Origin of the sequence: Amycolatopsis sp. DSM 110486 (assembly GCF_019468465.1) — a bacterium.
Taxonomy (GTDB): domain Bacteria; phylum Actinomycetota; class Actinomycetes; order Mycobacteriales; family Pseudonocardiaceae; genus Amycolatopsis.
Genome location: NZ_CP080519.1, coordinates 1,283,036 through 1,302,639 on the forward strand (window position 1 = coordinate 1,283,036; position 19,604 = coordinate 1,302,639).

Annotated in this window: 19 protein-coding genes and 1 pseudogene; 4 read left to right on the plus strand and 16 right to left on the minus strand. The window is 70.0% G+C overall.

All coding sequences use genetic code 11. The features are described 5' to 3' along the window. Positions 1 to 3: 3 nt before the first annotated feature. Positions 4 to 1,176: a PQQ-binding-like beta-propeller repeat protein gene (locus tag K1T34_RS06230; protein WP_255638735.1), complete on the minus strand. Its 1,173-nt coding sequence runs from the start codon at positions 1,174 to 1,176 to the stop codon at positions 4 to 6. A gap of 50 nt (positions 1,177 to 1,226) precedes the next feature. Further along, on the minus strand, positions 1,227 to 1,607 hold the full coding sequence (locus K1T34_RS06235) for a hypothetical protein (protein ID WP_220243333.1): 381 nt from the start codon (positions 1,605 to 1,607) through the stop codon (positions 1,227 to 1,229). A gap of 180 nt (positions 1,608 to 1,787) precedes the next feature. Between K1T34_RS06235 and K1T34_RS06240 the strand changes: the two genes are divergently transcribed. The 3 genes from K1T34_RS06240 to K1T34_RS06250 all read left to right on the plus strand — a co-directional run bounded on the left by K1T34_RS06240 (position 1,788) and on the right by K1T34_RS06250 (position 4,718). After that, the gene (locus K1T34_RS06240; protein ID WP_220243334.1) at positions 1,788 to 2,261 is read left to right on the plus strand and encodes a peroxiredoxin family protein; all 474 of its coding nucleotides are present in this window, start codon (positions 1,788 to 1,790) and stop codon (positions 2,259 to 2,261) included. Between the two features lie 89 nt (positions 2,262 to 2,350). Further along, on the plus strand, positions 2,351 to 2,647 hold the full coding sequence (locus K1T34_RS06245) for a hypothetical protein (RefSeq protein WP_255638351.1): 297 nt from the start codon (positions 2,351 to 2,353) through the stop codon (positions 2,645 to 2,647). Between the two features lie 94 nt (positions 2,648 to 2,741). Beyond that, positions 2,742 to 4,718: a protease pro-enzyme activation domain-containing protein gene (locus K1T34_RS06250; protein WP_220243335.1), complete on the plus strand. Its 1,977-nt coding sequence runs from the start codon at positions 2,742 to 2,744 to the stop codon at positions 4,716 to 4,718. Between the two features lie 38 nt (positions 4,719 to 4,756). On the opposite strand, the gene K1T34_RS06255 is transcribed toward K1T34_RS06250, so the two are convergent. The 13 genes and pseudogenes from K1T34_RS06255 to K1T34_RS06315 form a co-directional block, all read right to left on the minus strand. Then, a complete protein-coding gene (locus K1T34_RS06255; protein ID WP_220243336.1) occupies positions 4,757 to 5,878 on the minus strand; it encodes a beta-propeller fold lactonase family protein in 1,122 nt (373 codons plus the stop codon). A gap of 111 nt (positions 5,879 to 5,989) precedes the next feature. Then, complete coding sequence (gene gcl / locus K1T34_RS06260; RefSeq protein WP_220243337.1) at positions 5,990 to 7,759, minus strand: glyoxylate carboligase; 1,770 nt, start codon at positions 7,757 to 7,759, stop codon at positions 5,990 to 5,992. Positions 7,760 to 7,785: 26 nt separating this feature from the next. Further along, on the minus strand, positions 7,786 to 8,790 hold the full coding sequence (locus K1T34_RS06265; protein WP_370643800.1) for a 2-hydroxy-3-oxopropionate reductase: 1,005 nt from the start codon (positions 8,788 to 8,790) through the stop codon (positions 7,786 to 7,788). Continuing rightward, entirely contained in the window at positions 8,759 to 10,084 is a 1,326-nt protein-coding gene (locus tag K1T34_RS06270) for a (Fe-S)-binding protein (protein WP_220243339.1), read from the minus strand. Before K1T34_RS06270 ends, K1T34_RS06265 begins: the two co-directional genes overlap by 32 nt. After that, positions 10,081 to 11,229, minus strand: coding sequence for an FAD-binding oxidoreductase (locus K1T34_RS06275; protein ID WP_220243340.1), 1,149 nt, complete (start codon positions 11,227 to 11,229; stop codon positions 10,081 to 10,083). The genes K1T34_RS06270 and K1T34_RS06275 overlap by 4 nt, the downstream gene beginning before the upstream one ends. Before the next feature lie 4 nt (positions 11,230 to 11,233). After that, on the minus strand, positions 11,234 to 12,682 hold the full coding sequence (locus K1T34_RS06280) for an FAD-linked oxidase C-terminal domain-containing protein (RefSeq protein ID WP_220243341.1): 1,449 nt from the start codon (positions 12,680 to 12,682) through the stop codon (positions 11,234 to 11,236). 172 nt (positions 12,683 to 12,854) lie between these two features. Then, positions 12,855 to 13,601, minus strand: coding sequence for a haloacid dehalogenase type II (locus K1T34_RS06285; RefSeq protein WP_220243342.1), 747 nt, complete (start codon positions 13,599 to 13,601; stop codon positions 12,855 to 12,857). A gap of 31 nt (positions 13,602 to 13,632) precedes the next feature. Then, positions 13,633 to 14,319: a helix-turn-helix transcriptional regulator gene (locus K1T34_RS06290; protein WP_220243343.1), complete on the minus strand. Its 687-nt coding sequence runs from the start codon at positions 14,317 to 14,319 to the stop codon at positions 13,633 to 13,635. 55 nt (positions 14,320 to 14,374) lie between these two features. Further along, positions 14,375 to 15,043, minus strand: a complete 669-nt coding sequence (locus K1T34_RS06295; protein WP_220243344.1) for a GntR family transcriptional regulator — start codon at positions 15,041 to 15,043, stop codon at positions 14,375 to 14,377. Positions 15,044 to 15,092: 49 nt separating this feature from the next. After that, complete coding sequence (locus K1T34_RS06300) at positions 15,093 to 16,109, minus strand: GlxA family transcriptional regulator (protein ID WP_220243345.1); 1,017 nt, start codon at positions 16,107 to 16,109, stop codon at positions 15,093 to 15,095. A 78-nt stretch (positions 16,110 to 16,187) separates the two neighbouring features. Then, on the minus strand, positions 16,188 to 16,499 hold the full coding sequence (locus K1T34_RS06305) for an ANTAR domain-containing protein (RefSeq protein WP_220243346.1): 312 nt from the start codon (positions 16,497 to 16,499) through the stop codon (positions 16,188 to 16,190). A 59-nt stretch (positions 16,500 to 16,558) separates the two neighbouring features. Beyond that, positions 16,559 to 17,005 carry an ATP-binding protein gene (locus K1T34_RS06310; protein WP_220243347.1) on the minus strand — a complete coding sequence of 149 codons (447 nt, stop codon included), beginning with the start codon at positions 17,003 to 17,005 and terminating at the stop codon, positions 16,559 to 16,561. A gap of 234 nt (positions 17,006 to 17,239) precedes the next feature. Further along, positions 17,240 to 17,416 (minus strand): annotated as a pseudogene (locus K1T34_RS06315) (fasciclin domain-containing protein); the annotation flags it as partial. A gap of 136 nt (positions 17,417 to 17,552) precedes the next feature. Between K1T34_RS06315 and K1T34_RS06320 the strand changes: the two are divergent. Continuing rightward, complete coding sequence (locus K1T34_RS06320) at positions 17,553 to 18,932, plus strand: MFS transporter (protein ID WP_220243348.1); 1,380 nt, start codon at positions 17,553 to 17,555, stop codon at positions 18,930 to 18,932. Here the strand turns inward: K1T34_RS06320 and K1T34_RS06325 are convergent. Beyond that, positions 18,904 to 19,587, minus strand: a complete 684-nt coding sequence (locus tag K1T34_RS06325; RefSeq protein ID WP_220243349.1) for a TetR/AcrR family transcriptional regulator — start codon at positions 19,585 to 19,587, stop codon at positions 18,904 to 18,906. The two genes, K1T34_RS06320 and K1T34_RS06325, sit on opposite strands and share 29 nt — an antisense overlap. Positions 19,588 to 19,604: the final 17 nt, after the last annotated feature.

The window sequence follows — 19,604 nt, forward strand, 5'->3', positions numbered from 1 at the left end:
TGGTCAGTCGATGGCGGTGACCAGGCCGTTGCGGCTGCCGATCACCAGCGCGCCGTCTCCCGTGAGGGCCGGGTAGCTGTCCACTTTGCCACCGAGGTCGATGTCGAACAGGCGGGTGCCGTCGGGGTTGTACCCGTAGGCGTGGCCGTTCTCGCCGCCGAAGTAGAGGTGGTAGGTGCGGTCGACGATGGTCGAGCTCCAGATTTGGGCGCCGATGGGGCCGTAGTGGGTGGTCTCGCGTCCGGTGTGGACGTCGAAGACGTGGACCTGTCCACTGTGGTCGGCGACGTAGGCCAGGCCCGTGGCCGTGACCACGGGTGAGGAGTACGTGATCACCCGCGACGCCTGCCAGGCGAGTTTCCCGTCCGGGTGGTAGGCCCATTCGGCGCGGCCGTTGGTGCCCAGCAGCACGGTGCCGTCCGGGGCGAGGCCCGCGGAGACCTCGGTGATGTCGTCGTGGGGGTCCACGCGCCACGCGACGCGGGCGGAGGCGCCCAGGTCGTCGAGGGCGATCAACGACGAGTCGGCGGTGGTGTAGACGCGGCCGTGGCCGTCGGTGACCACCGATCCGTAGGAAGTCGTTCCGGTGTCGACGGTCCAGACGATGTGGCCGGCCGAGGTGTCCACTGCGGACACCGTGCCGTCGCCGGTCCCGACGTAGACCCGGCTCCCGTCGAAGGAAACCGGGGACGTCACCCGGGACGAAAACTCCCTCGTCCACAGTAGACGCCCGATTGGGGACAACGCGATCAGGTCCTCACCGCTGGGCAAGAGGATCGTGCCGTCGCGGAGGACGAGGGGTGAGATCGACAGATCACCGCCCACGGGGTTCTTCGTGTCGTAGGTCCACTTGTCGTGCCCGTCGACCGGGCCGAGGGCGTGGAGAACGCCACCGTTCGAGGCGAGGTAGACCGTGCCGTCCGCGCCGACCACCGGGCCGGGGGTCGTGGCGCCCTCGAGACGGCGTTGCCAGCGGATGGTGCCGTGCGTCGGTCCCGACTCCGCCGAGGCGCCCGAATGCCGGGCATCGTGCAACGCCGAGGGCCACGGCGTCCACGTCGCGACGCCGGCCGAGTCCTGCGGAAATACGAACGGCGGCGCGACCGGAGCGGCCGGAGCAGCGCCGCAGGCGGCGAGGAGCAACGCACCGGCAGCAATGGCACAACGTCGGAACATCACGTCCCCGAAGCTACCTACTCCAGGGCCACCTCGGTCATTACGAACCCCTAACCGGTACCGGCCTCAATGGCCAGGAGCAAGCCCTCGAGGTCTTCCTCGCACGGCCCGCACGAACGCAAGTGCACGGCGATGCGCGGGTGGAACCGGCCCGCGTCCTCGCCCCGCTGGAGCAGCTCGGCGTATACGTGCAGCAGCTCCATCGCCTCCGCGCACCCGCCGTCACGCGGATCGGTGTCGAGGAAACGCTCCAACGCGCTCAGGTCGCTCACGCTCGCCCTCCCAGCTCGTCCAGGTAGCCCTCGGCGACGAGCCGGGCGCAGCTTGCGCCGGGCGTCGAAGAGGGTTTTGTAGATCGCGTTGCGATTGGTGCCGAGCTCGGCCACGAGCGCGTCGAGCGGCACCGCGTTGAGCACCAGCGTCGCGGACACCTCGAACTTGTACGCCCACGTGGTGAACCGGCCCCGCGGAAAATCTCGGGCGAACCGGGTAAGAACCGGCGCCGCGCGACGCAAACCAGTGTGCGGCGTCTATCGGCAACGTCGGCGGGAGACGAAAGCCGCGCCGCGGCTGTTCTCGACGCCAGAAACCCCACCAGAAAGGGTCTCGTCATGCCCCTGCTCCACCCCGGAGACACCTTCCCCGACCTGTCACTGACCACTGTGGACGGCACCGTCCACCCGCTGCCCGCCGAGCTGGCCGGGCACTTCGCCGTGGTCCTGTTCTACCGCGGCAGCTGGTGCCCGTACTGCAACGCCCAGCTGCGGGCGTTCCAGCGCGCCGCCGACACGTTGGCGGAGCTCGACGTCAAGGTCGTCGCGCTGTCCGTCGACGACGAAGCGACCACAAAGGACCTGGTCGCCAAGCACAAGCTCACCTTCCCGGTCGGCCACAGTGCCGACGCCCGCGCGCTCCACGACGCAACCGGGGCGTTCGTGAACGAGGACCCGCGCTACGTCCAGTCCACGGGCTTCCTGCTCGACCCGGCGGGCAAGGTGCTGGTGAGCGTCTACTCCAGCGGCGCGATCGGGCGGCTCGTGCCCGAGGACGTGATCGGCATGATGCGCTACCTGCGCGAGCACTAGGCAGACGCGGCGTTAGGCGACGGTAAGGGATCTTCGCGGTGACGCGGGGCACACTACGAACAGTGGTCATCCAGCCAAGGAGCGTTGTCATGCAAAGGTCACCGGAAACCGCCCACACGCCGCACCTGAGCCGCAAGTCCTGGATCATCCCGGCCGCGGCGGCGGGGTTCGCCCTGTTCGTCGCGGCCGGCGCCCGGGTTGCCGCCATCTTCGCCGAGTCCATGATGAGCGGCGTGGCCCTCATCGGCTCGTGGCTGATCCTCACGCTGGGCCTGGCCTACGCGGGCACGCGGCTGCGGCCCGGGCTCGGGGCCGCGCTGTTCGTCGGGTTCGCCGTGGGTGTCCTCGCCGTCGCGTTCTTCGGCGGGATGCACATGCTCACCTGAGATCTTTCGAATTCCTTACCGCTGCGGTGAAAGTGCCGTCGTGGCCACGATCGAGTGGCCACGAGGACAGTGTGGTGCGGCTTAGGCTCGCCTCATGATCAGTCCGCTGAGTGCGGCGCTCACCCTGACCCTGCTGCTGGGTTCGGCGCCGAGCGCGTCCGCCACCACCACCACCACCCGTGATCCGGTTGCCTCGGACGTCGTGACCCCCGTGTCCGCAGGCAAGAACGTCGGCCCGGCCACCGCCGTGTCCGGCCGCGTCTACCTCGCCGGCCGCGATCCCGAAGGCCTGGCGGCCTATGCCGCGGACGTGTCCGATCCGGACTCGAACAACTACGGCCACTACCTCTCGGCCACGCAAGCCCTGCAGCGCTTCGGCCCCACGACACAACAAGCCGACCGGGTCACCGGCTGGCTGACCTCGAACGACCTGCACGTCACCGCCCGGACGCAGAACTACGTCACGTTCGAAGGCCCGGCGTCGGCTGTGGACACCGCGTTCGCGGTCAAGCTGAAGAGCTACACCAGGCAGGGCAACACCTATCGCTCCGCCGGAGAGACGCCTTCGGTCCCCGCCCCGATGGCCCACGACATCCTGGCTGTCACCGGACTCGACAACACCCCGCGGCGGGCCGCCCCGTCGACACCCGGCAGCACCCTGCCGGCGAACCCGTCCGCCGTCGACAGTGCGCCGGCCCCGGTCATCACCGACACCGTGCTGCCCACCGACGCCAAACCCGAACCGGTCTTCCGCAACTCCGGCCCGTTGTCGGACTACTACGGCGAGAACGTCGCGACGACCCTCCCCGCGGTCGACGGCGCCAAGGTGCCGTACGCCGTGCGCGGTTACAACGGCCGGCAGCTGCGCAGCGCCTACGGCGCGACTCCGGGAATGACCGGCGCCGGCGTGAAAATCGCCGTCATCACCGCCTACGCCTCACCCACGCTGCTCCCGGACCTCTCCCAGTACACCGCCCGCAACGGCGACGCCGCCTACCGTCCCGACCAGGTCCGGCAGGTGACTCCGGCGGCCTACACCAACCTCGACATCTGCGACCCCGGCGGCCAGTTCGGCGAGCAGACGCTGGACACCGAGGCCGTGCACGCCATCGCCGTCGTCAGCTCCGCGTCCTGCCACAGCGAGGACTTCTACGACTCGATCGCGACGGTGGTCGACCACCACCTCGCGGACATCGTGTCGAACTCCTGGTACGCGGTCGATCCCGTCACCCCGGCCCAGCAGACCACTGTGGACAACCTGCTGCAGCTCGGCGCCGTGCAGGGCATCGGCTTCTACTCGGCGTCCGGTGACAACGGCGACCTCGGCGACTTCCGGCTCGACGGCACCCACACCGGCGAGGTCGACTTCCCCGCGCGCGACCCGTGGGTCACCGCGGTCGGCGGCACCACGCTCGCCATCGGCGCCGGCGACCACGAACTGTGGGAAACGGGCTGGGGTTCGCACAGCACGGCGCTGAGTGCCGACGGCTCGACCTGGGCCTCCCCGCCCAGTGGCTTCATCAACGGCACCGGCGGTGGCGCCGTCCCCGGCACTCCGCAACCGGCTTACCAGCGCAGCATTGTCCCCGACGCACTGTCCCATCCGGACGGTTCGGCCACCCCGGTCCGGGTCTCGCCGGACATCGCCGCCGTCGGTGACCCCACGACCGGCTTCATCACGGGTGACACCCAACTGTTCCCCGACGGCACCGCGCAGTACAACGAACACCGCATCGGCGGGACCTCGCTGGCCGCACCGGTGATCGCCGGCATCCAGGCGCTGGCGCAACAGCTCACCGGCAAACCGCTCGGCTTCGCCAACCCGTTGATCTACCAGAAGTACCGCAGCCTGCTGTTCCGCGACCCGAACGGCAACCCGTTGGGCACCAACCGGAACCCGGCCGTGGTGCGCGTCGACTTCTCGAATTCCTTCGACGCGAGCCAAGGTCTCGTGACGACGCTGCGCACGGCCAACCTGGACACTTCACTGACCACGACTCCGGGCTACGACACCACCACCGGCGTCGGCACTCCGACCGCCGCGTACCTCGCGTCGTTCGCCCGCAGGTGACCGGGCCGGCCCCGGAAGCGGCATCCGGGCCGGCCCGGTCAGCTCGTCGGCAGGGTGATGCTCGTCAGGTCGGGCTGACGGCCACCCGTGAGCACCGGCGGCCGCGGGCTGCCCACCGAACCGTCGGCGGCCAGCGGGTAGCTCGTGACGCTGCCGTCGCCGTCGGTGTTGAAGTTGGCGTTGTAGAGGCTGCGGCCGTCGTGGGACAAGGCAATGCCCTCGGCGCCGTTGCCGCCGGTCGCCAGTGCCGGGCCCGCCAGGCTGATGCCGGTGGCAGTCACCCTGAACGTGGTGATGTGGCCGGGGCCGGTACCGTTCGCGAAATTGGCGACGTAGGCGCGGTCGCCTCGGGCGGTGAGGACGATGCCGCGGGGCTCGTCGGCCGGATTGGGTACGGTGCTGACCGGCGTGGGCCGGGAATCCGCGCCCAGGTTGAGGAAGCTGATGCTGTCGGCCAGCGAGTTTGTGACCAGGACGTGCGAGCTGTCCGGCGTGATGGCGGCGAAGAACGCGCCCTTGCCCGTGGCGACGGTCGCCACCCACGTGAGGCTGCCGTCGGCGGCGATGGTGAACGTCGAGACGTCACCCGAAGCGCTGTTGGCCGTGACGAGTGTGCGGCTGTCGGGTGAGACCGCCAGTGCCGTCGTGCCCCGTCCGTGGGCGGGGATCGTCGCGACGCCGTGCGGCAGGCCGTCGGCCGAAACGCGGTAGTGCGAAACGGTTCCGTCGCCGCCGTTGCCGAAGTTGGCCGTGTATAGGTTCTTGCCGTCCGGGCTCAGCGCGATGCCGGACGGGGTCACGGGCTCCGGCGCCGGACCGTGCGCGGCGGGAAACGCGGTGAGGCGCCCGTCGGCTTCGATCCGGAAAGGAGCGACGTCCCGCGTGCCCCAGTTGCCTACGTAGAGCCATTTTCCGTCGTGCGAACGGATCGACGCCTGTGGGTGGGTGTCGCCCTTCCCTACCGGCAGCGAAATCGCCGGTGCCTTCAGCGAACCGTCTTCGTTGAAGCCGAACTCGGCGACGGTGTCGGAAGCCCAGTTGGTGACGTACACCGCGCGGGGCCCCGGGGCCGCGGGCGCGGCGGGCTCGTCCGACGAACAAGCTGCGAGCCCGACCGCGACCACGGCCGCGAGACCGCCGGCCACCACGCGTTTCACCATGAATTTTTCCTTCGTCTTGGCCGGGCTGATCGAAACCAGACTAATCGCCGACGAAGGCGTGGCAGTAGTTTCCGATTCCTTACGGCACCGGAACCCTCCACTTCGGACGCGTCAGTGCGTGAGCGCGGTCGGCGCGTCTTCCGGGCGTTCGGCCAGCGGCTCGAACTCGTTCACGCCCGCGAGATCCGCGCCCATCGAGATGTTCGTGACCCGCTCCAGGATGACCTCGACGATCACCGGCACGCGGTACTCGGCCGCCAGCTGCCGCGCCTTCTCGAAGCCCGCCCTCAGATCCTCGGGCCGGCGCACGCGAATGGCCTTGCAGCCCAAGCCTTCGGCCACCTTGACGTGGTCCACTCCGTACCCGGCCGTCTCGGGCGAGTTGACGTTCTCGAACCCCAGCTGCACGCAGTAGTCCATGTCGAACGACCGCTGCGCCTGCCGGATCAGGCCGAGGTAGGAGTTGTTGACCAGGACGTGGACGTACGGGCGGTTGAACTGCGCGCCGACGGCCAGCTCCTCGAGCATGAACTGGAAGTCGTAGTCCCCGCTGATCGCCACGACCTCGGCGTCGGGGTCGGCGGTGGCCACGCCCAGCGCCGCCGGGACCGTCCACCCGAGCGGCCCGGCCTGTCCACAGTTGATCCAGTGCCGCGGCCGGTACACGTGCAGGAACTGCGCCGCGGCGATCTGCGAAAGCCCGATGGCCGAGACGTAGCGGGTCTCCTTCCCGAACACCTGGTTCATCTCTTCGTAGACACGCTGCGGTTTGATCGGCACCTCGTCGAAGTGCGTCTTGCGTTCCATCGTGGACTTGCGGCGCGCGCAGTCACCGGCCCACGCCGAACGATCCGGCAGGGTTCCGGCCTCGCGTCGCTCACGGGCCACCGTGACGAACTGCTCCAGCGCGGCCTTCGCGTCGGACACAATCCCGTAGTGCGGCGCGAACACGCGGCCGATCTGCGTTGGCTCGATGTCGACGTGGACGAACGTGCGCTCGCCGCGGTAGACGTCGAGGTCACCCGTGTGCCGGTTGGCCCAGCGGTTGCCGATGCCCAGCACGCAGTCGGCTTCGAGCATGGTCGCGTTGGCGCCGCGGTGGCTCGTCTGGATCCCCGCCATCCCGGCCATCAGCGGATGGTCGTCGGGGATGGTGCCCCAGCCCATGAGAGTGGGGATCACGGGAATGCCGGTCAGCTCGGCGAACTCGACCAGCAACTCGGCCGCGTCGGCGTTGATGATTCCGCCGCCGGCCACGATCACCGGCCGCTCCGCCGCGCCCACGAGGTCCAGCGCGCGGTCGACCTGGGCCCGCGTCGCCGCCGGTTTCGCGACGGGCAGGGGTTCGTAGGAGTCGATGTCGAAGTCGATCTCGGCCAGCTGCACGTCGATCGGCAGGTCGATCAGCACCGGGCCGGGCCGGCCGGTGCGCATGAGCCAGAACGCCTTCTGGAACGTGCCCGGCACCTGCGCCGGCTCCATCACCGTCACGGCCCACTTGGTGACCGGAGCCGCGATGGCCGAGATGTCGACGGCCTGGAAGTCTTCCTTGTGCAGCTTGGCCACCGGCGCCTGGCCGGTGATGCACAGGATCGGGATCGAGTCCGCGCTGGCCGAGTACAAGCCGGTGATCATGTCGGTGCCCGCCGGGCCCGAGGTGCCGATGCACACACCGATGTTCCCCGGCTGGGTCCGGGTGTAGCCCTCGGCCATGTGCGAGGCGCCTTCGACGTGGCGGGCCAGCGTGTGCGCGACGTTTCCGTCCCGGCGCAACGCGGCGTAGAACGGGTTGATGGCGGCGCCGGGCAACCCGAAAGCAGTTGTGATGCCTTCGCGGCGCAGCACTGCGACGGCGGCGTCGGCTGCGGTCATTCTGGGCATGAGTCCACTCCTGACAAGTGACTGTCCTACTGGGTCCGGCCCGCGAGCTCTTCGGTGAGCTTGAACAGACCGGAATGGTCGAGCCCGCCGTCGCCGCGAGCGACGAGGGAGGCGATCAACTGGGCGACCGCACTGCCGAGAGGGATCGCCACCCCGGCTTCCCGTGCGGCCGCGGTGACGATGCCCATGTCCTTGTGGTGCAAGGAGAGGCGGAAACCGGGTGTGAAATCGCGCTTGAGCATGTTCTCCGACTTGCGGTCGAGGACGGTGCTGCCGGCCAGCCCGCCGCCGAGCACCTCCACGGCGATCACCGGGTCCACATCGGACGCCTCGGCGAGCACGAGCGCTTCGGCGAGGAGCTGGAGGTGGCCGGCGACCATGAGCTGGTTGGCGGCTTTGACGGTCTGGCCGGCACCGTGCGGACCGACGTGCACGATGGTGCGCCCGACGGCTTCCAGTACCGGCTTGGCAGCGGCGAAGTCCTCGGCGGCGCCACCGACCATGATGGACAGCACACCCTCGACAGCACCGGCTTCCCCGCCGGACACCGGCGCGTCGAGAACGCGCACCTCCACTTTCGCGCCGGCTTCGGCGACCGCGCGGGCCGTGGCCGGCTCGATGGTGCTCATGTCGATCACCAGCTGACCGGAGTGCGAGTTCTCGAAGATGCCGTCTTCGCCCATCGCGACAGCCACCACGTCCGGCGAGTCCGGCACCATCGTGATCACGACGTCCGAGCCCTTGACCGCCTCGGCGATGCTCGACGCGCCACGGCCACCCGCGGCGACCAGCGCGTCGACCCGCCTCGCGCTGCGGTTGTAGCCGACGACGTCGTACCCGGCCTTGACCAGGTTCTCGGCCATCGGCAGACCCATGATGCCCAGGCCGATGAAACCCACCGTGCTCATGTGAAATCTCCTGTGAAAACGACGCGGTGAATCAACGCCGGGACAATCGGCGCTGCGAAACGAAGCTATGAAGAACTGCGAAAAACGACGCTCAGGAACGCGTCTGGGGTGGATCGAGTGGATCTACGTCACGAATGGACGCGTCGAGCAGCTGGATCGGGTGCACCACCGGGATCCCCTGGTCGAGGAACCGGCGGATCTGCAGCAGGCACCCGGCGTTCGCGGTGGCCACCACGTCGGGTTCGACGTCCGCGAGGTGCTTCGCCTTGCGGCGACCGAGTTCTTCGGCCGTTTCGGGCTCCACCAGGTTGTAGATCCCGGCCGATCCGCAGCACAGCTCCGCCTCGGCGATGTCGTGCACGGACAGCTCCGGGATGCTGCGCAGAAGTTCGCGCGGTTGCCGGCGGATTCCTTGGGCGTTGGCGAGGTGACAGGCGTCGTGGTAGGCGACTTTGGTCTTCATCGGGTGCCGGGTGGCGCGCGCGGGGAGGTCCGCGATCAGTTCGTTGATGTCCCGCACCCGCGAGGCGAAGGTCCGCGCTCGCTCGGCGTACTCGGGAACGTCCGCGAGGAGGTCGCCGTACTCCTTGAGCGTGGACCCGCAGCCGGCCACATTGGCGACGACGACGTCGAGGTCGTAGCGCTCGAACATCTCGATGGTCCCTTTGGCCCGGGTGAGGCCGTCTTCCTCTCGTCCCGCGTGGACCGACAGCGCACCGCAGCACTGGTTGTCCTGCGGAACGTAGACGTCGCAGCCTTCGGCGGCGAGCACACGGATGGTGGCGGCGTTGACGTCACCGAAGAAGACGCGGTTCGCGCAGCCTGCGAGCAGCCCCACCCGCAGCCTCGCCTCGCCGGCCGGCTTGAGGGTGCGTTCCGGCGTCTTCGTCAGCAACGCCCGCAGCGTCACCGGCGGCAGCAAGGCTTCCAACGCACTGAGGCGGGGCGGCAGCCGCTTCAGGATGCCCAGCCGGTGGACGAGCGCCCGAAGGCCGAGCCGGGTGTAGAGCAGACCGCCGAACGCCGCGAGCCGCAACCGGCGCGGATACGGGAACAGCGAGAAGACGAACGCGCGGAACACCTTGTCGAAGAAGCCGCGCGGCACCTGGCGCTCGACCTGCGGGCGGACCGACTCGATGAGCTTGTCGTACTGCACTCCCGAGGGACACGCGGTGGTGCAGGCCAGGCAGCCGAGGCAGGTGTCCATGTGGTGGCCGAACGTCTCGTCCAGGCCGATCTCGCCCTTGGCGGCCAGGTCCATCAGGTAGATGCGCCCGCGCGGCGATTCCATCTCCTGGCCGGTGACCACGTAGGTCGGGCACGTCGGGAGGCAGAATCCACAGTGGACGCAGTCGTCGAGGAGCTCCCGTTTCGGCGGGTGGTGCTCGTCGAAGGAGCTGCCGAGTGTCGACGTCATGACGCACGCTCCTCGTCTTCGAGCCAGGGTGAGAACCGGCCGGCACCGAACCGACCGGCCGGGTCGAACTGCCGCTTGATCGCCCGCATCACGCGCACCGGCGCCGGTGGCGGACCCCATCCGCGGCCGGCCGAGAGGCCGTCGCGGCGCAGCACGGTCACGGCCGCGCCGAACTCCTGGTGCAACTGGGCGAGGAGCTCGTCGTGGTCACCGCCGTTGAACTGCACGGTGTGGACGCCGATCGCCATCGAACTGGCCACCGAGGCTCCCGCGGCCACCATCCTCGTCACCAGAGCCGGCCCGGCGACCGGCATTGTCCCGATTCGCACAACTGTTGTCCCTCGAACACCATCCGCGCTCGCGGCAACACCTGCCCAGGCCGCGGCCGCCTCCTCGACCGCGAGCACCCGGGCCGTGGTTCCCCCGAGCCGGCACAGCTCACGTTCACGCTGCTCGACGCCCTCCGGCGTCCCTTCGAGCTTCACCAGCAGCCGCCCACCGGACCATTCGAGGGCGGACGCTTCCAACCCGGTCATGACGACCTTGCCGGCCAGGTCGAACGCCTCGCCCGCGTCGGCCTCGACCGCCACCGTGCGCACCGCCAGGGGAAGCGGGTGCAACCGCAGCACGACTTCGGCCACGACCCCGAGCGTCCCGAGGGAACCGTGGAACAGCTTCGCGAGGTCGTAGCCGGCGACGTTCTTGATCACGTGCCCGCCGGACCGCGCGACCGTGCCGTCACCCAGCACGACGGTCGTCCCGATGACCAGGTCACGCAGGCTGCCGAACGCCGTGCGCAGCGGCCCGGCATCCGCCGTGGCCAGCAGCCCGCCGATCGTGGCACCCCGCCAGGCCCGGGCCGGGTCGAGCGCCACGCGCTGGCCCCCCTCCGCGAGCGTCTCCTGAACGGTCGTGAACGGCGTGCCCGCCCGAACCGCGATCGTCAAGTCCGAAGGCGCGTACTTCAGCACCCCGGTCAACGACGTCGTGTCGATGACCGCGTCGGCCGGCGCGGCAGGCGCGCCCCAGCCCGAGGCGGTCTCCGCGCCGGTCACGAGCAGCCGAGGGTGGCTCGCGCGGGTGTCCGCCACCGCGGCGCGCACTTCCTCCACAGTGGACGGAGCGAACGTGGTCTCCTGAGTCACGCCGTCACATCCGCTCGATCAAGCCGGCGGATTCGAGGGGATGCGGCTTGTAGACGCCCGGTCGTTCCCCGCACAGCCGCGGCGTCGGCAGCAACTTGCCCGGGTTGCAGATCCCCGAGGGGTCGTACGCGTGCCGCAGCCGCGCCATCGTCGCCAGGTCGTCCTCACTGAACTGCCGCGGCATCGAACACGCCTTGTCCGTCCCGATCCCGTGCTCCCCGGACAATGACCCGCCCAGGTCCACGCACAGTTCGGCGATGGCCCGCGAGAGCGCCTCCGCCCGCTCGTGCTCACCGGCGGCCTCGCTGTAGAGCACCAGCGGATGCAGATTCCCGTCGCCGGCGTGGAACACGTTCGCCACGCGCAGCCCGGCCCCGGCGGCCAGCTCGGAGATCCGGGTCAACGCCGTCGCCAGCTGGGTGCGCGGGACAACCCCGTCCTGCACGAAGTAGTTCGGGCTGATCCGCCCCACCGCGGCGAACGCGGCCTTGCGGCCCTTCCACACCAGCGCCCGCTCCTCGGCACTCGCCGGAATCCGCAGCTTCGTCGCCCCGAACTCTTCGCACAGCTGCTTCACCTGTGCGAACTGCGCGTCGACCTCCGCCTGCGGCCCGTCGAGCTCCACCACGAGCGCGGCGGCCGCGTCGCGCGAGTAACCGGCGTCGACCGCGGCTTCGACAGCCTCGATGGCCAGCGCGTCCATCATCTCCACCGCCGCGGGCACGATCCCGGCCTCGATCACGGCGCTCACCGTGTCACCCGCCTGCTCGACGGACGGGAAGTCGGCCACGAGCGTCTTCACCGCGGCCGGCTTGGCCAGCAGTTTCACGGTGATGCGCGTGGCGATGCCGAGCGTGCCCTCGGACCCGATGAACGCGCCCAGCAGGTCGTACCCGCCCAGCTGCGGGCTGTCGCCGCCGAGAACCGTGGTCGTGCCGTCGGGCAGCACGACTTCGGCCGAGTGGATGTGGTGGACGGTGAAGCCGTACTTGAGACAGTGGGCGCCCCCGGAGTTCTCCGCGACGTTGCCGCCGATCGTGCACACCTGCTGCGACGACGGGTCCGGCGCGAAGTACAGCCCGTACGGCGCCGCCGCCCGGCTGATGTCCACATTGGTCACTCCGGGCTCGACGATCGCGCGCCGGTTCACCACGTCGATCTCGACGACGGACCGCAGGCGCTGCAACGAGATCACGACCCCGTCGGCCACCGGCAGCGCACCGCCGGACAACCCGCTGCCGGCGCCGCGGGCGACGAACGGCACGTCGTGCTTCGCGCAGACCCGCACGGCCGCGGCGACCGCCTCCGCCGTGCGCGGCACCAGCACCAGCGACGGGACGACGCGGAAGCCGGTCAGCCCGTCGCATTCGTAGGACCGCAAGGCGACCGGGTCGGACACCACCGCGTCGGCGCCCACGGCTTCGACGAACTCGGCGTGCAAGCCCTGCGGCACCGTGCCACCTCCACCAGGTCATCCAGACCTCCTCCTGTGCTCGGAGGAGGTCTGGAACATGACTGAGATACAAGTCGTAGCCCGACCAACGCTAACTCTCAGCCTACCGGGCCACAAGCCCTGAAGGCCAGAAATTTCCACCAAGTGTAATTGATCTTCCGTATAGTGGAAGTTATCGAACGGCCGCGCCGCCCTTCGCCGCAGCGCGCAGCCGGCCCGCGAGGTCGGCGAAGCTCACCGCGCTGAGGTCGCAGTCCGTGGTCTCGGCGGTGTCGACGGGCCGGTCAGGGCCCTTTTCCCCCGGTCGCTCGACGAAGGCCGTGCGGAACCCGGCGTCGCGCGCGCCGTGGATGTCCCAGGTGTGGGCGGCGACCATGAGGATGGTGCGGGGCTCGACGTCCAGGAGCTTCGCGGCGTTGGTGTACGCGCGGCGGTCCGGCTTGTACGCACCCACGTTCTCGGCCGACAGGATCGCGTCGAACCCGAGGCCGGCGCCCTTCACCACGTGGATGAGCTGGGCGAACCCGCCGTTGGACAGCGCGACCACCACGAAGTCGCGGCGCAGCTCGGCCAGCCCTTCGACGGCGTCCGGCCACGGCGGCAGCGCGTCCCAGGCCCGGACCATGCGCTCGCGCGCCTCGGCGCCGAACTTCCCGGCGACGCCGAACAGCTCCAGACACTCGTCGAGCGCCTCGCGGTGCACGGCGTCGAGGTTCGCCCATTCGCGCTCGCCGCGGTTGATCTGCCCGACCGCGGGCAGGTAGCGCTCGCGCCACGCGTCCACGAGGGCGGGGCAGTCGAACTCGGTCTCGTGGTGTTCGGCGATCGCGGCCACGCCGTCGATCACGCCGGTGCGCCAGTCCACAGTGGTCCCGAAGACGTCGACGGCGACCACCGCCACCTCGCTGACATCGAACATCTCGCTCCGATCTGGCGTTGAACAGCAACACTTACGCCGGGTCGACACCCAGCCACTCGCGCAGCTCACGCCGCCCGGCCTCGGTGAGGTCGACGGCGCGGCTCGCCTCGAGCAGGTCGATCCAGCCCAGTTCGAGCAGCCGGCTCTTCACCGCGGCGCCGAGGCTGCCCGCGAGGTGGTGCCGGCGTTCGCTCCAGTCCATGCACGGCCGCGCCAACGGCCGGGCGCGACCGCGCAACCCGTCGACGTCGATCCCGTGCACCGCCAGTTCGGCGTGGCCTTTGGCCGAGACGCCGTAGGAATCGTGGTCCTCGATCAGAAACCCCTTCGCCAGGAAGGCGTCGTTGATGGCCACGCCGACGCTGCCCGCGAGGTGGTCGTAACAAACCCTGGCCTCGCGCAGCTTGCGCCCGCGCGTCGCCTGCCGCAACGACTTCGCCGGCCCGGGCGGCGCGAGCAGCAGCAGGCCCTCGATCGCGTCGGCGACAGGGCTCGCGAGCCGGTACAGCCGTTGACGGCCGGACACCTCGACGACGACCAGGCCGCCGTCCTTCAGCTTGCGCAGGTGGGTGCTCGCCAGCGACGCCGAGATGCCGACCTCCGCCATCAACGCCGAAACCGGCTGCGGCCGTCCGTCGAGGAGCAGCAACAGCATCGCGGCACGGTTTCGGTCGGAGAGAAGGAATCCGATCCGGGCGAGATCCGCGTCACCTGCCATGCGGCCACGATAACTCCGGAACAGTTGAGCCCCGGTTGAACAATGGCCGGGCTTTCTACAGCCCCGCGTCCTCGGTGACGCCCAGGGCCCGGCGGGTGCTGGACAAATGCACCCGGACCGTCTCGCACGCCCGTTCGCCGTCCCCCGCGTGAACGGCTTCCGCGATTTCCCGGTGCTCCTCGAGGATCACGTCGAGGCGGTCGCGCGCGCCGTCGCGGCCGTTCACGGTGGACTCGCCGACCATCCGCATCTGCCGATCGCGCAGCGAGCCGTACACCGAGCCGAGGATCGGGTTCGCGGCCGCGTCGACCAGCACGGTGTGAAACGCGCGATCGGCCTCGAGGAACTCGCCGAGGCCGGCCGCCGCCTGCTGCTTGGCCCGCTGCTCTTCCATGCCCGCGAAGACGGCTTCGCGCACCTGCGGCCCCGCGGCCGCGACCTTGCCGGCCGCGAACTGCTCCAGCACGAGCCGCGCCTCCAGCACCGCGCGGACCTCGTCGGGCGAGACCGGCACGACCAGCGCGCCACGCTGCGGGTACAGCCGCAGCAGCCCCTCGCCTTCCAGCCGCAGGAACGCCTCGCGCACCGGCGTCCGGGACATGCCCAGCGCCTCGGCGACCTCGCCCTCACTGATCAGCTCGCCGCCCGGGAACCCGCCGGACAGCACCTGCTCCTTGACGTAGGCGAGCGCACGATCCTTCGCGCCGACGCGCTCGCTCGCCATCGATCCCCCGTGAGGTCGGAAGAAATTCCAGTCGTATCTTAGCGGCCGGTCAGCCCGGGACGAGCGCAGCACGGAAGGTGGTCCGGTAGCTGCCCGCAGTGGTGCCGACCTGGCGTTCGAAGTGACGACGCAGGGTTTCCGCGGAGCCGAACCCCACCATCGCGGCGATTTCGGAGATGCGGTGCTCGGTGGTTTCGAGCAGCACCTGCGCGCTCGCGACGCGTTCGCGGTTGATCCAGTCGAACACGGTCATCCCGGTGGCGTGGCGGAATTTCCGCACGAGGCTGCGCTCACTCAGGTGCAGGTGGCCGGCGAGCGAGCTGAGGGTGAGCGGCTCGTGGAGGTGCTCCCGCAGCCACGCCAGGAACGACCCGAGCGCCGGCTCGCCCGCGATCCGGATGGAGTCCTTCACGAACTGAGCCTGCGCGCCCGGCCGCCGCGGCGCCATCACCAGCAGCCGGCCGACGTCGCCGGCGTAGGCCTGGCCCAGGTCTTCGGCCAGCAGGTGCAGCGCCAGGTCGGTGGCCGAGAAGACCCCGCCCGAGGTGTGCACGGGACCGTCGTCGAGGTAGAGGCAGCCGGGTTCGAGGCGGACGTCGGGGAACTCGCGGCGGAACTCCTCGGTGAACAGCCAGTGCGTGGTCGCGCGGCGTCCGTCCAGCAGCCCGGCGCGAGCCAGCAGGAACGCGCCGCCGCAGAACGACACCAGCCGCGCGCCGTTCCCGGCCGCGCCACGCAGGGCCGCCAGCACCGGCAGCGGGCGCTCGGCCAGCGGATCGTCGACGCCGGGGACCATCACGGTGTCGGCGGTCAGCAGCGTCGCCAGCGGCGCGAGCTCGCCGAAGTCCACGCCGGAGGGCAGCACTTGCCGGGGCTGCTCGCCGCACAGCACCACCTCGTAGGCGCTCTCGGCGTCGTCCGTCAGCTCGACGATCGCGGACATCCGCGGCCCGAAGACCTGGTGCACCACCGCGACCTCGAGCGCCACCGAATCGGGCACCACCAGCACCGCGATCACGTGCTTGGCGCGGCCACGCGAGGTGACGGGCGTCTTGGCGGGGTGCACGAGTTCACGGTAGCGAGCGTGACTTGAACATTCAAGTCATTACCGTCACAGTTCACCGGGGTCGTTCCGCACGACGAATCAGCTCTCGGTGCCGAAGGCGCTGCCCAGGACGCCTGACCGCAGTTCGGCGAGTACGACATCGGCGGTCTCAGCCGGCAACTCGGGCTTCGCGCCCGTGCCGCTCGCGACTACGACTGTGGCGACGTGGTGCAGTTTCACGTTCGTGTGCTGCGAGACTTCGCGCAGGGCCTCGAAAGCCTCGTCCTCGGTCCAGCTCCGCACCAGCATGAGCATGCCCTTGGCCTGCTCGATCACCGGGCGCGTCGCGAGCGCCGCCTCCAGCTGCTCAACCTTGGCAGCCTGCCCCACCGGCTCCCGATCAGAACTCACGGCAAAATTCCACCACAAGATGGTGGGACCACACCACTTCCGGCCGCCGCCGGTCACCCTCACGAACCGGTGCCGGTGCCCGACCCCAGCCCGAGCTCGGCCCACACGGTCTTGCCGGTCGCCGTGACGTGCTGACCCCACGCCACACACAGCGCGGCGATGAGGTGCAGTCCGCGGCCACCCTCGTTGTCCGGCGGCCGCGGCGCCGCGCGGACCGGGGTGCTGTCGTCGACCTCGACGCGGACCAGGCCGGGCAACCGCAGCAGGCGCACGCACTGCGGCGGCCCGCCGTGGGAGAGCGCGTTGGTGGCCAGCTCGTCGACCACCTGCACGACGTCGATCAGCACGTCGGCATCGACGTCGAGCAGGTGCTCGCGCGTCCAGCACCGCACCTGGTGCAGCTCACCGCCGGCGCCGGTCAGCGGCAGCGCCGTCATCGCCGCGTCCGGCTCGAGCGCACGGGACAGTCCACCAGCGGTCAGCGCTCCTTCTCCGAACTTCGGCATGATCCAACGTCCTCATACCCCGATCCGCAGGAGTTGAAGCATCGCCAGGCCGGAGCGCCCTTCGGCGCCCGTCACCGGTCGTTGGTGATGGCGGTGTCCGCCCGGTGACGCCGAATGGTCGAAAACGAACGCAAGAGGATGGGCTCCCACCACGCCTAGGCCGCCCACTCGTTCTCCGCGCAGAGCAAAGCCACCAGACTCCCTCGGCGAGCCCGGTGGATCCACTGTGGATCATCAGCTCTTGCTGGTCCCCGGCGTGGCGTTCTTCGTGGGAATGTTGCCGCAGAGGATCTTGGCGCCGTTCACGGTCATGTTGTCACCAATGCCCTCGATCTTCACCGGGCCGCCGGCGGTGTTCAGCGACATCACCGAGCCGGCTGACGCGAGGCCCTGGACGTCGTACCGCTTGCCGCACTCTCAGCCGAAGCCCTCATCGCCTCAACGAATGCCGCCACGCCGCTGCCCGCCGCGACGACAGCCCTCGCCCCGGTGTGATCCCCATCGCGACCAGCCGACCAGCGGCGCCAGGACAGTAGGGTCGACCGCCATGGGGTTTCGGCGGGGGTTGGCGCTGCTGGTGGCCGCCACGTTCTTCATGGAGATCGTCGACGCCACGATCATCGCGCCCGCGGCGCCGCTCATGGCGGCCGACCTCGGGGTGAGCTCGGTGGACGTCAACGTGACCATCACGGCCTACGTCCTCACCCTCGGCGTCCTCATTCCGATCAGCGGCTGGCTCACCGATCGCTTCGGCGCGCGCCGCGTGTTCGCAACCGCACTGATCCTGTTCACACTTTCATCATTGGCGTGCGCACTCGCACCAAACCTTGTGCTGCTGACAACAGCGCGAGTGGTGCAGGGCGTCGGCGGCGCGATGATGGTGCCCGTCGGCCGGCTGGTGGTCCTGCGCGCCACACCTAAGAAAGACCTGGTCAAAGCGGTCGCCTACCTGACGTGGCCCGCGTTGCTCGCGCCCGTGGTGGCGCCGGTCGTCGGCGGGTTGCTGGCGCAGTACGCATCGTGGCGGTGGATCTTCGTGATCAACCTGCCCCTGGGCATCGCCGCGCTGGCCGTGGCGTGGGCGATCGTGCCGGACCTGCGCGCGGAGCGGCCCGCGCAGTTCGACCGGGTCGGGTTCGGGTGGGTGGCCGTCGGCACCGCAGCGCTGGTCGTCGCGCTTGAAGGTCTCGGCTCGGGCTTCGGCCCGGCAACGGCCGTGGCGCTGATCGTGGCCGTCGTCGGCCTCGGCTGGGCGATCCGGCACCTGCTGCGCGCACCGAATCCCCTGCTCGACCTGCGGATCCTCCGCATCGCGACCTACCGCATCACCGCCGCCACGGGCTCCGTCTACCGCGGCGTGATCACTGCCATCCCCTTCGTCCTCCCGCTGCTCTTCCAGCTCGGCTTCGGCTGGAGCCCCGCCCGCGCCGGCCTGGTGGTCATCGCGCTGTTCGTCGGCAACGTCGGCATCAAACCCGCCACCACCCCGCTCATGCGCCGCTTCGGCATCCGCACGGTGCTGCTCGCGTCGATCCTCGTCGGCGCCGCCTGCCTCGTCGGCCTGGCCTTCGTGCGGGCCGACACCCCGTTACCCGTGCTGCTCGCCCTGCTCCTCATCAGCGGAATCTCCCGCTCCACCGGCTTCACTGCCTACAACAGCGTCGCCTTCGCCGACGTCGACGAGCCCCTGATGAACCACGCCAACACCCTGCTCTCGACCCTGCAGGAACTCGGCGCGGGCCTGGGCGTGGCCTTCGGCGCACTGCTCATCCGCGCCGGCGGCCTGGTCGCCACCGACGCGCCCGGCCCGTTCCGCGTGGCAATGGCGCTGCTGGCCGTCCTGCTGGCGATCCCGCTCGTCGCCGCGATCCGGTTGCCCCACACCGCCGGCAACGCCGTCACCGGGCGCGAATCCCGGCGAGGATGAGGTCGATTCCGGTCAGGAACTGCTCGCGGTCGTCGTGTTCACGCGCCTGGCGGGCGACGGCCCGGGTGAAGGGGTAGTCGTCCGGGTCGAGCTCTTCCCAGGCCGCCGACACCGCGTCGAGGAACTCCTCCCGGTCCGCCACTGACCCGGCGACGCGGGCGTTCGAAGCGTTCTGCGCGGCGGAGCCGAGGATGTAGTGCATCAGCGCCGACGCCACGGTGAACCAGCTGTCCTCAGGCACGCCCAGCGCGCCGACGTGCCGGCCGATGCCTTCGAAGATCCGCAGCGGCACCGACTTCGTCGGACCGTGCGACAGCTGCAGCGACACCTGCGTGGCGAGCCACGGGTGCTCGGCGATCGCGTTGAACAGGCCCAGCGCGACCGCGCGGATCTCCTCCCGCGGTGACCCCACGGCTTCGGTCGGCTCGGCCAGCGCGGCGGCGACCACGGCATCGGTCGCGGCCTCGAGCAGCTCGCCCTTGTTCGCCACGTGCCAGTAGATCGCCCCGGGCCCGGTGGCGAGGTGCTCGCTCAGGGCCCGGAACGTCAGCCCGCCCTCGCCGGACGCGTCGAGCAGCTCGACGGCGGCCTCGGTGATGCGCTCGCGGGAGAGCGCCTCTGTACGCCGCTGAGCTCGGCGGGTCCGCGCAACCATACGTCCATCTTGACACA

What these genes read in the sequence shown, in the direction of transcription:
- K1T34_RS06230 (WP_255638735.1), bottom strand. Translation starts at nt 1,176, where the DNA reads ATGTTCCGACGTTGTGCCATTGCTGCCGGTGCGTTGCTCCTCGCCGCC.
- K1T34_RS06240 (WP_220243334.1), top strand. Translation starts at nt 1,788, where the DNA reads ATGCCCCTGCTCCACCCCGGAGACACCTTCCCCGACCTGTCACTGACC.
- K1T34_RS06245 (WP_255638351.1), top strand. Translation starts at nt 2,351, where the DNA reads ATGCAAAGGTCACCGGAAACCGCCCACACGCCGCACCTGAGCCGCAAG.
- K1T34_RS06250 (WP_220243335.1), top strand. Translation starts at nt 2,742, where the DNA reads ATGATCAGTCCGCTGAGTGCGGCGCTCACCCTGACCCTGCTGCTGGGT.
- K1T34_RS06255 (WP_220243336.1), bottom strand. Translation starts at nt 5,878, where the DNA reads ATGGTGAAACGCGTGGTGGCCGGCGGTCTCGCGGCCGTGGTCGCGGTC.
- gcl (WP_220243337.1), bottom strand. Translation starts at nt 7,759, where the DNA reads ATGCCCAGAATGACCGCAGCCGACGCCGCCGTCGCAGTGCTGCGCCGC.
- K1T34_RS06270 (WP_220243339.1), bottom strand. Translation starts at nt 10,084, where the DNA reads ATGACGTCGACACTCGGCAGCTCCTTCGACGAGCACCACCCGCCGAAA.
- K1T34_RS06285 (WP_220243342.1), bottom strand. Translation starts at nt 13,601, where the DNA reads ATGTTCGATGTCAGCGAGGTGGCGGTGGTCGCCGTCGACGTCTTCGGG.
- K1T34_RS06290 (WP_220243343.1), bottom strand. Translation starts at nt 14,319, where the DNA reads ATGGCAGGTGACGCGGATCTCGCCCGGATCGGATTCCTTCTCTCCGAC.
- K1T34_RS06295 (WP_220243344.1), bottom strand. Translation starts at nt 15,043, where the DNA reads ATGGCGAGCGAGCGCGTCGGCGCGAAGGATCGTGCGCTCGCCTACGTC.
- K1T34_RS06310 (WP_220243347.1), bottom strand. Translation starts at nt 17,005, where the DNA reads ATGCCGAAGTTCGGAGAAGGAGCGCTGACCGCTGGTGGACTGTCCCGT.
- K1T34_RS06320 (WP_220243348.1), top strand. Translation starts at nt 17,553, where the DNA reads ATGGGGTTTCGGCGGGGGTTGGCGCTGCTGGTGGCCGCCACGTTCTTC.
- K1T34_RS06325 (WP_220243349.1), bottom strand. Translation starts at nt 19,587, where the DNA reads ATGGTTGCGCGGACCCGCCGAGCTCAGCGGCGTACAGAGGCGCTCTCC.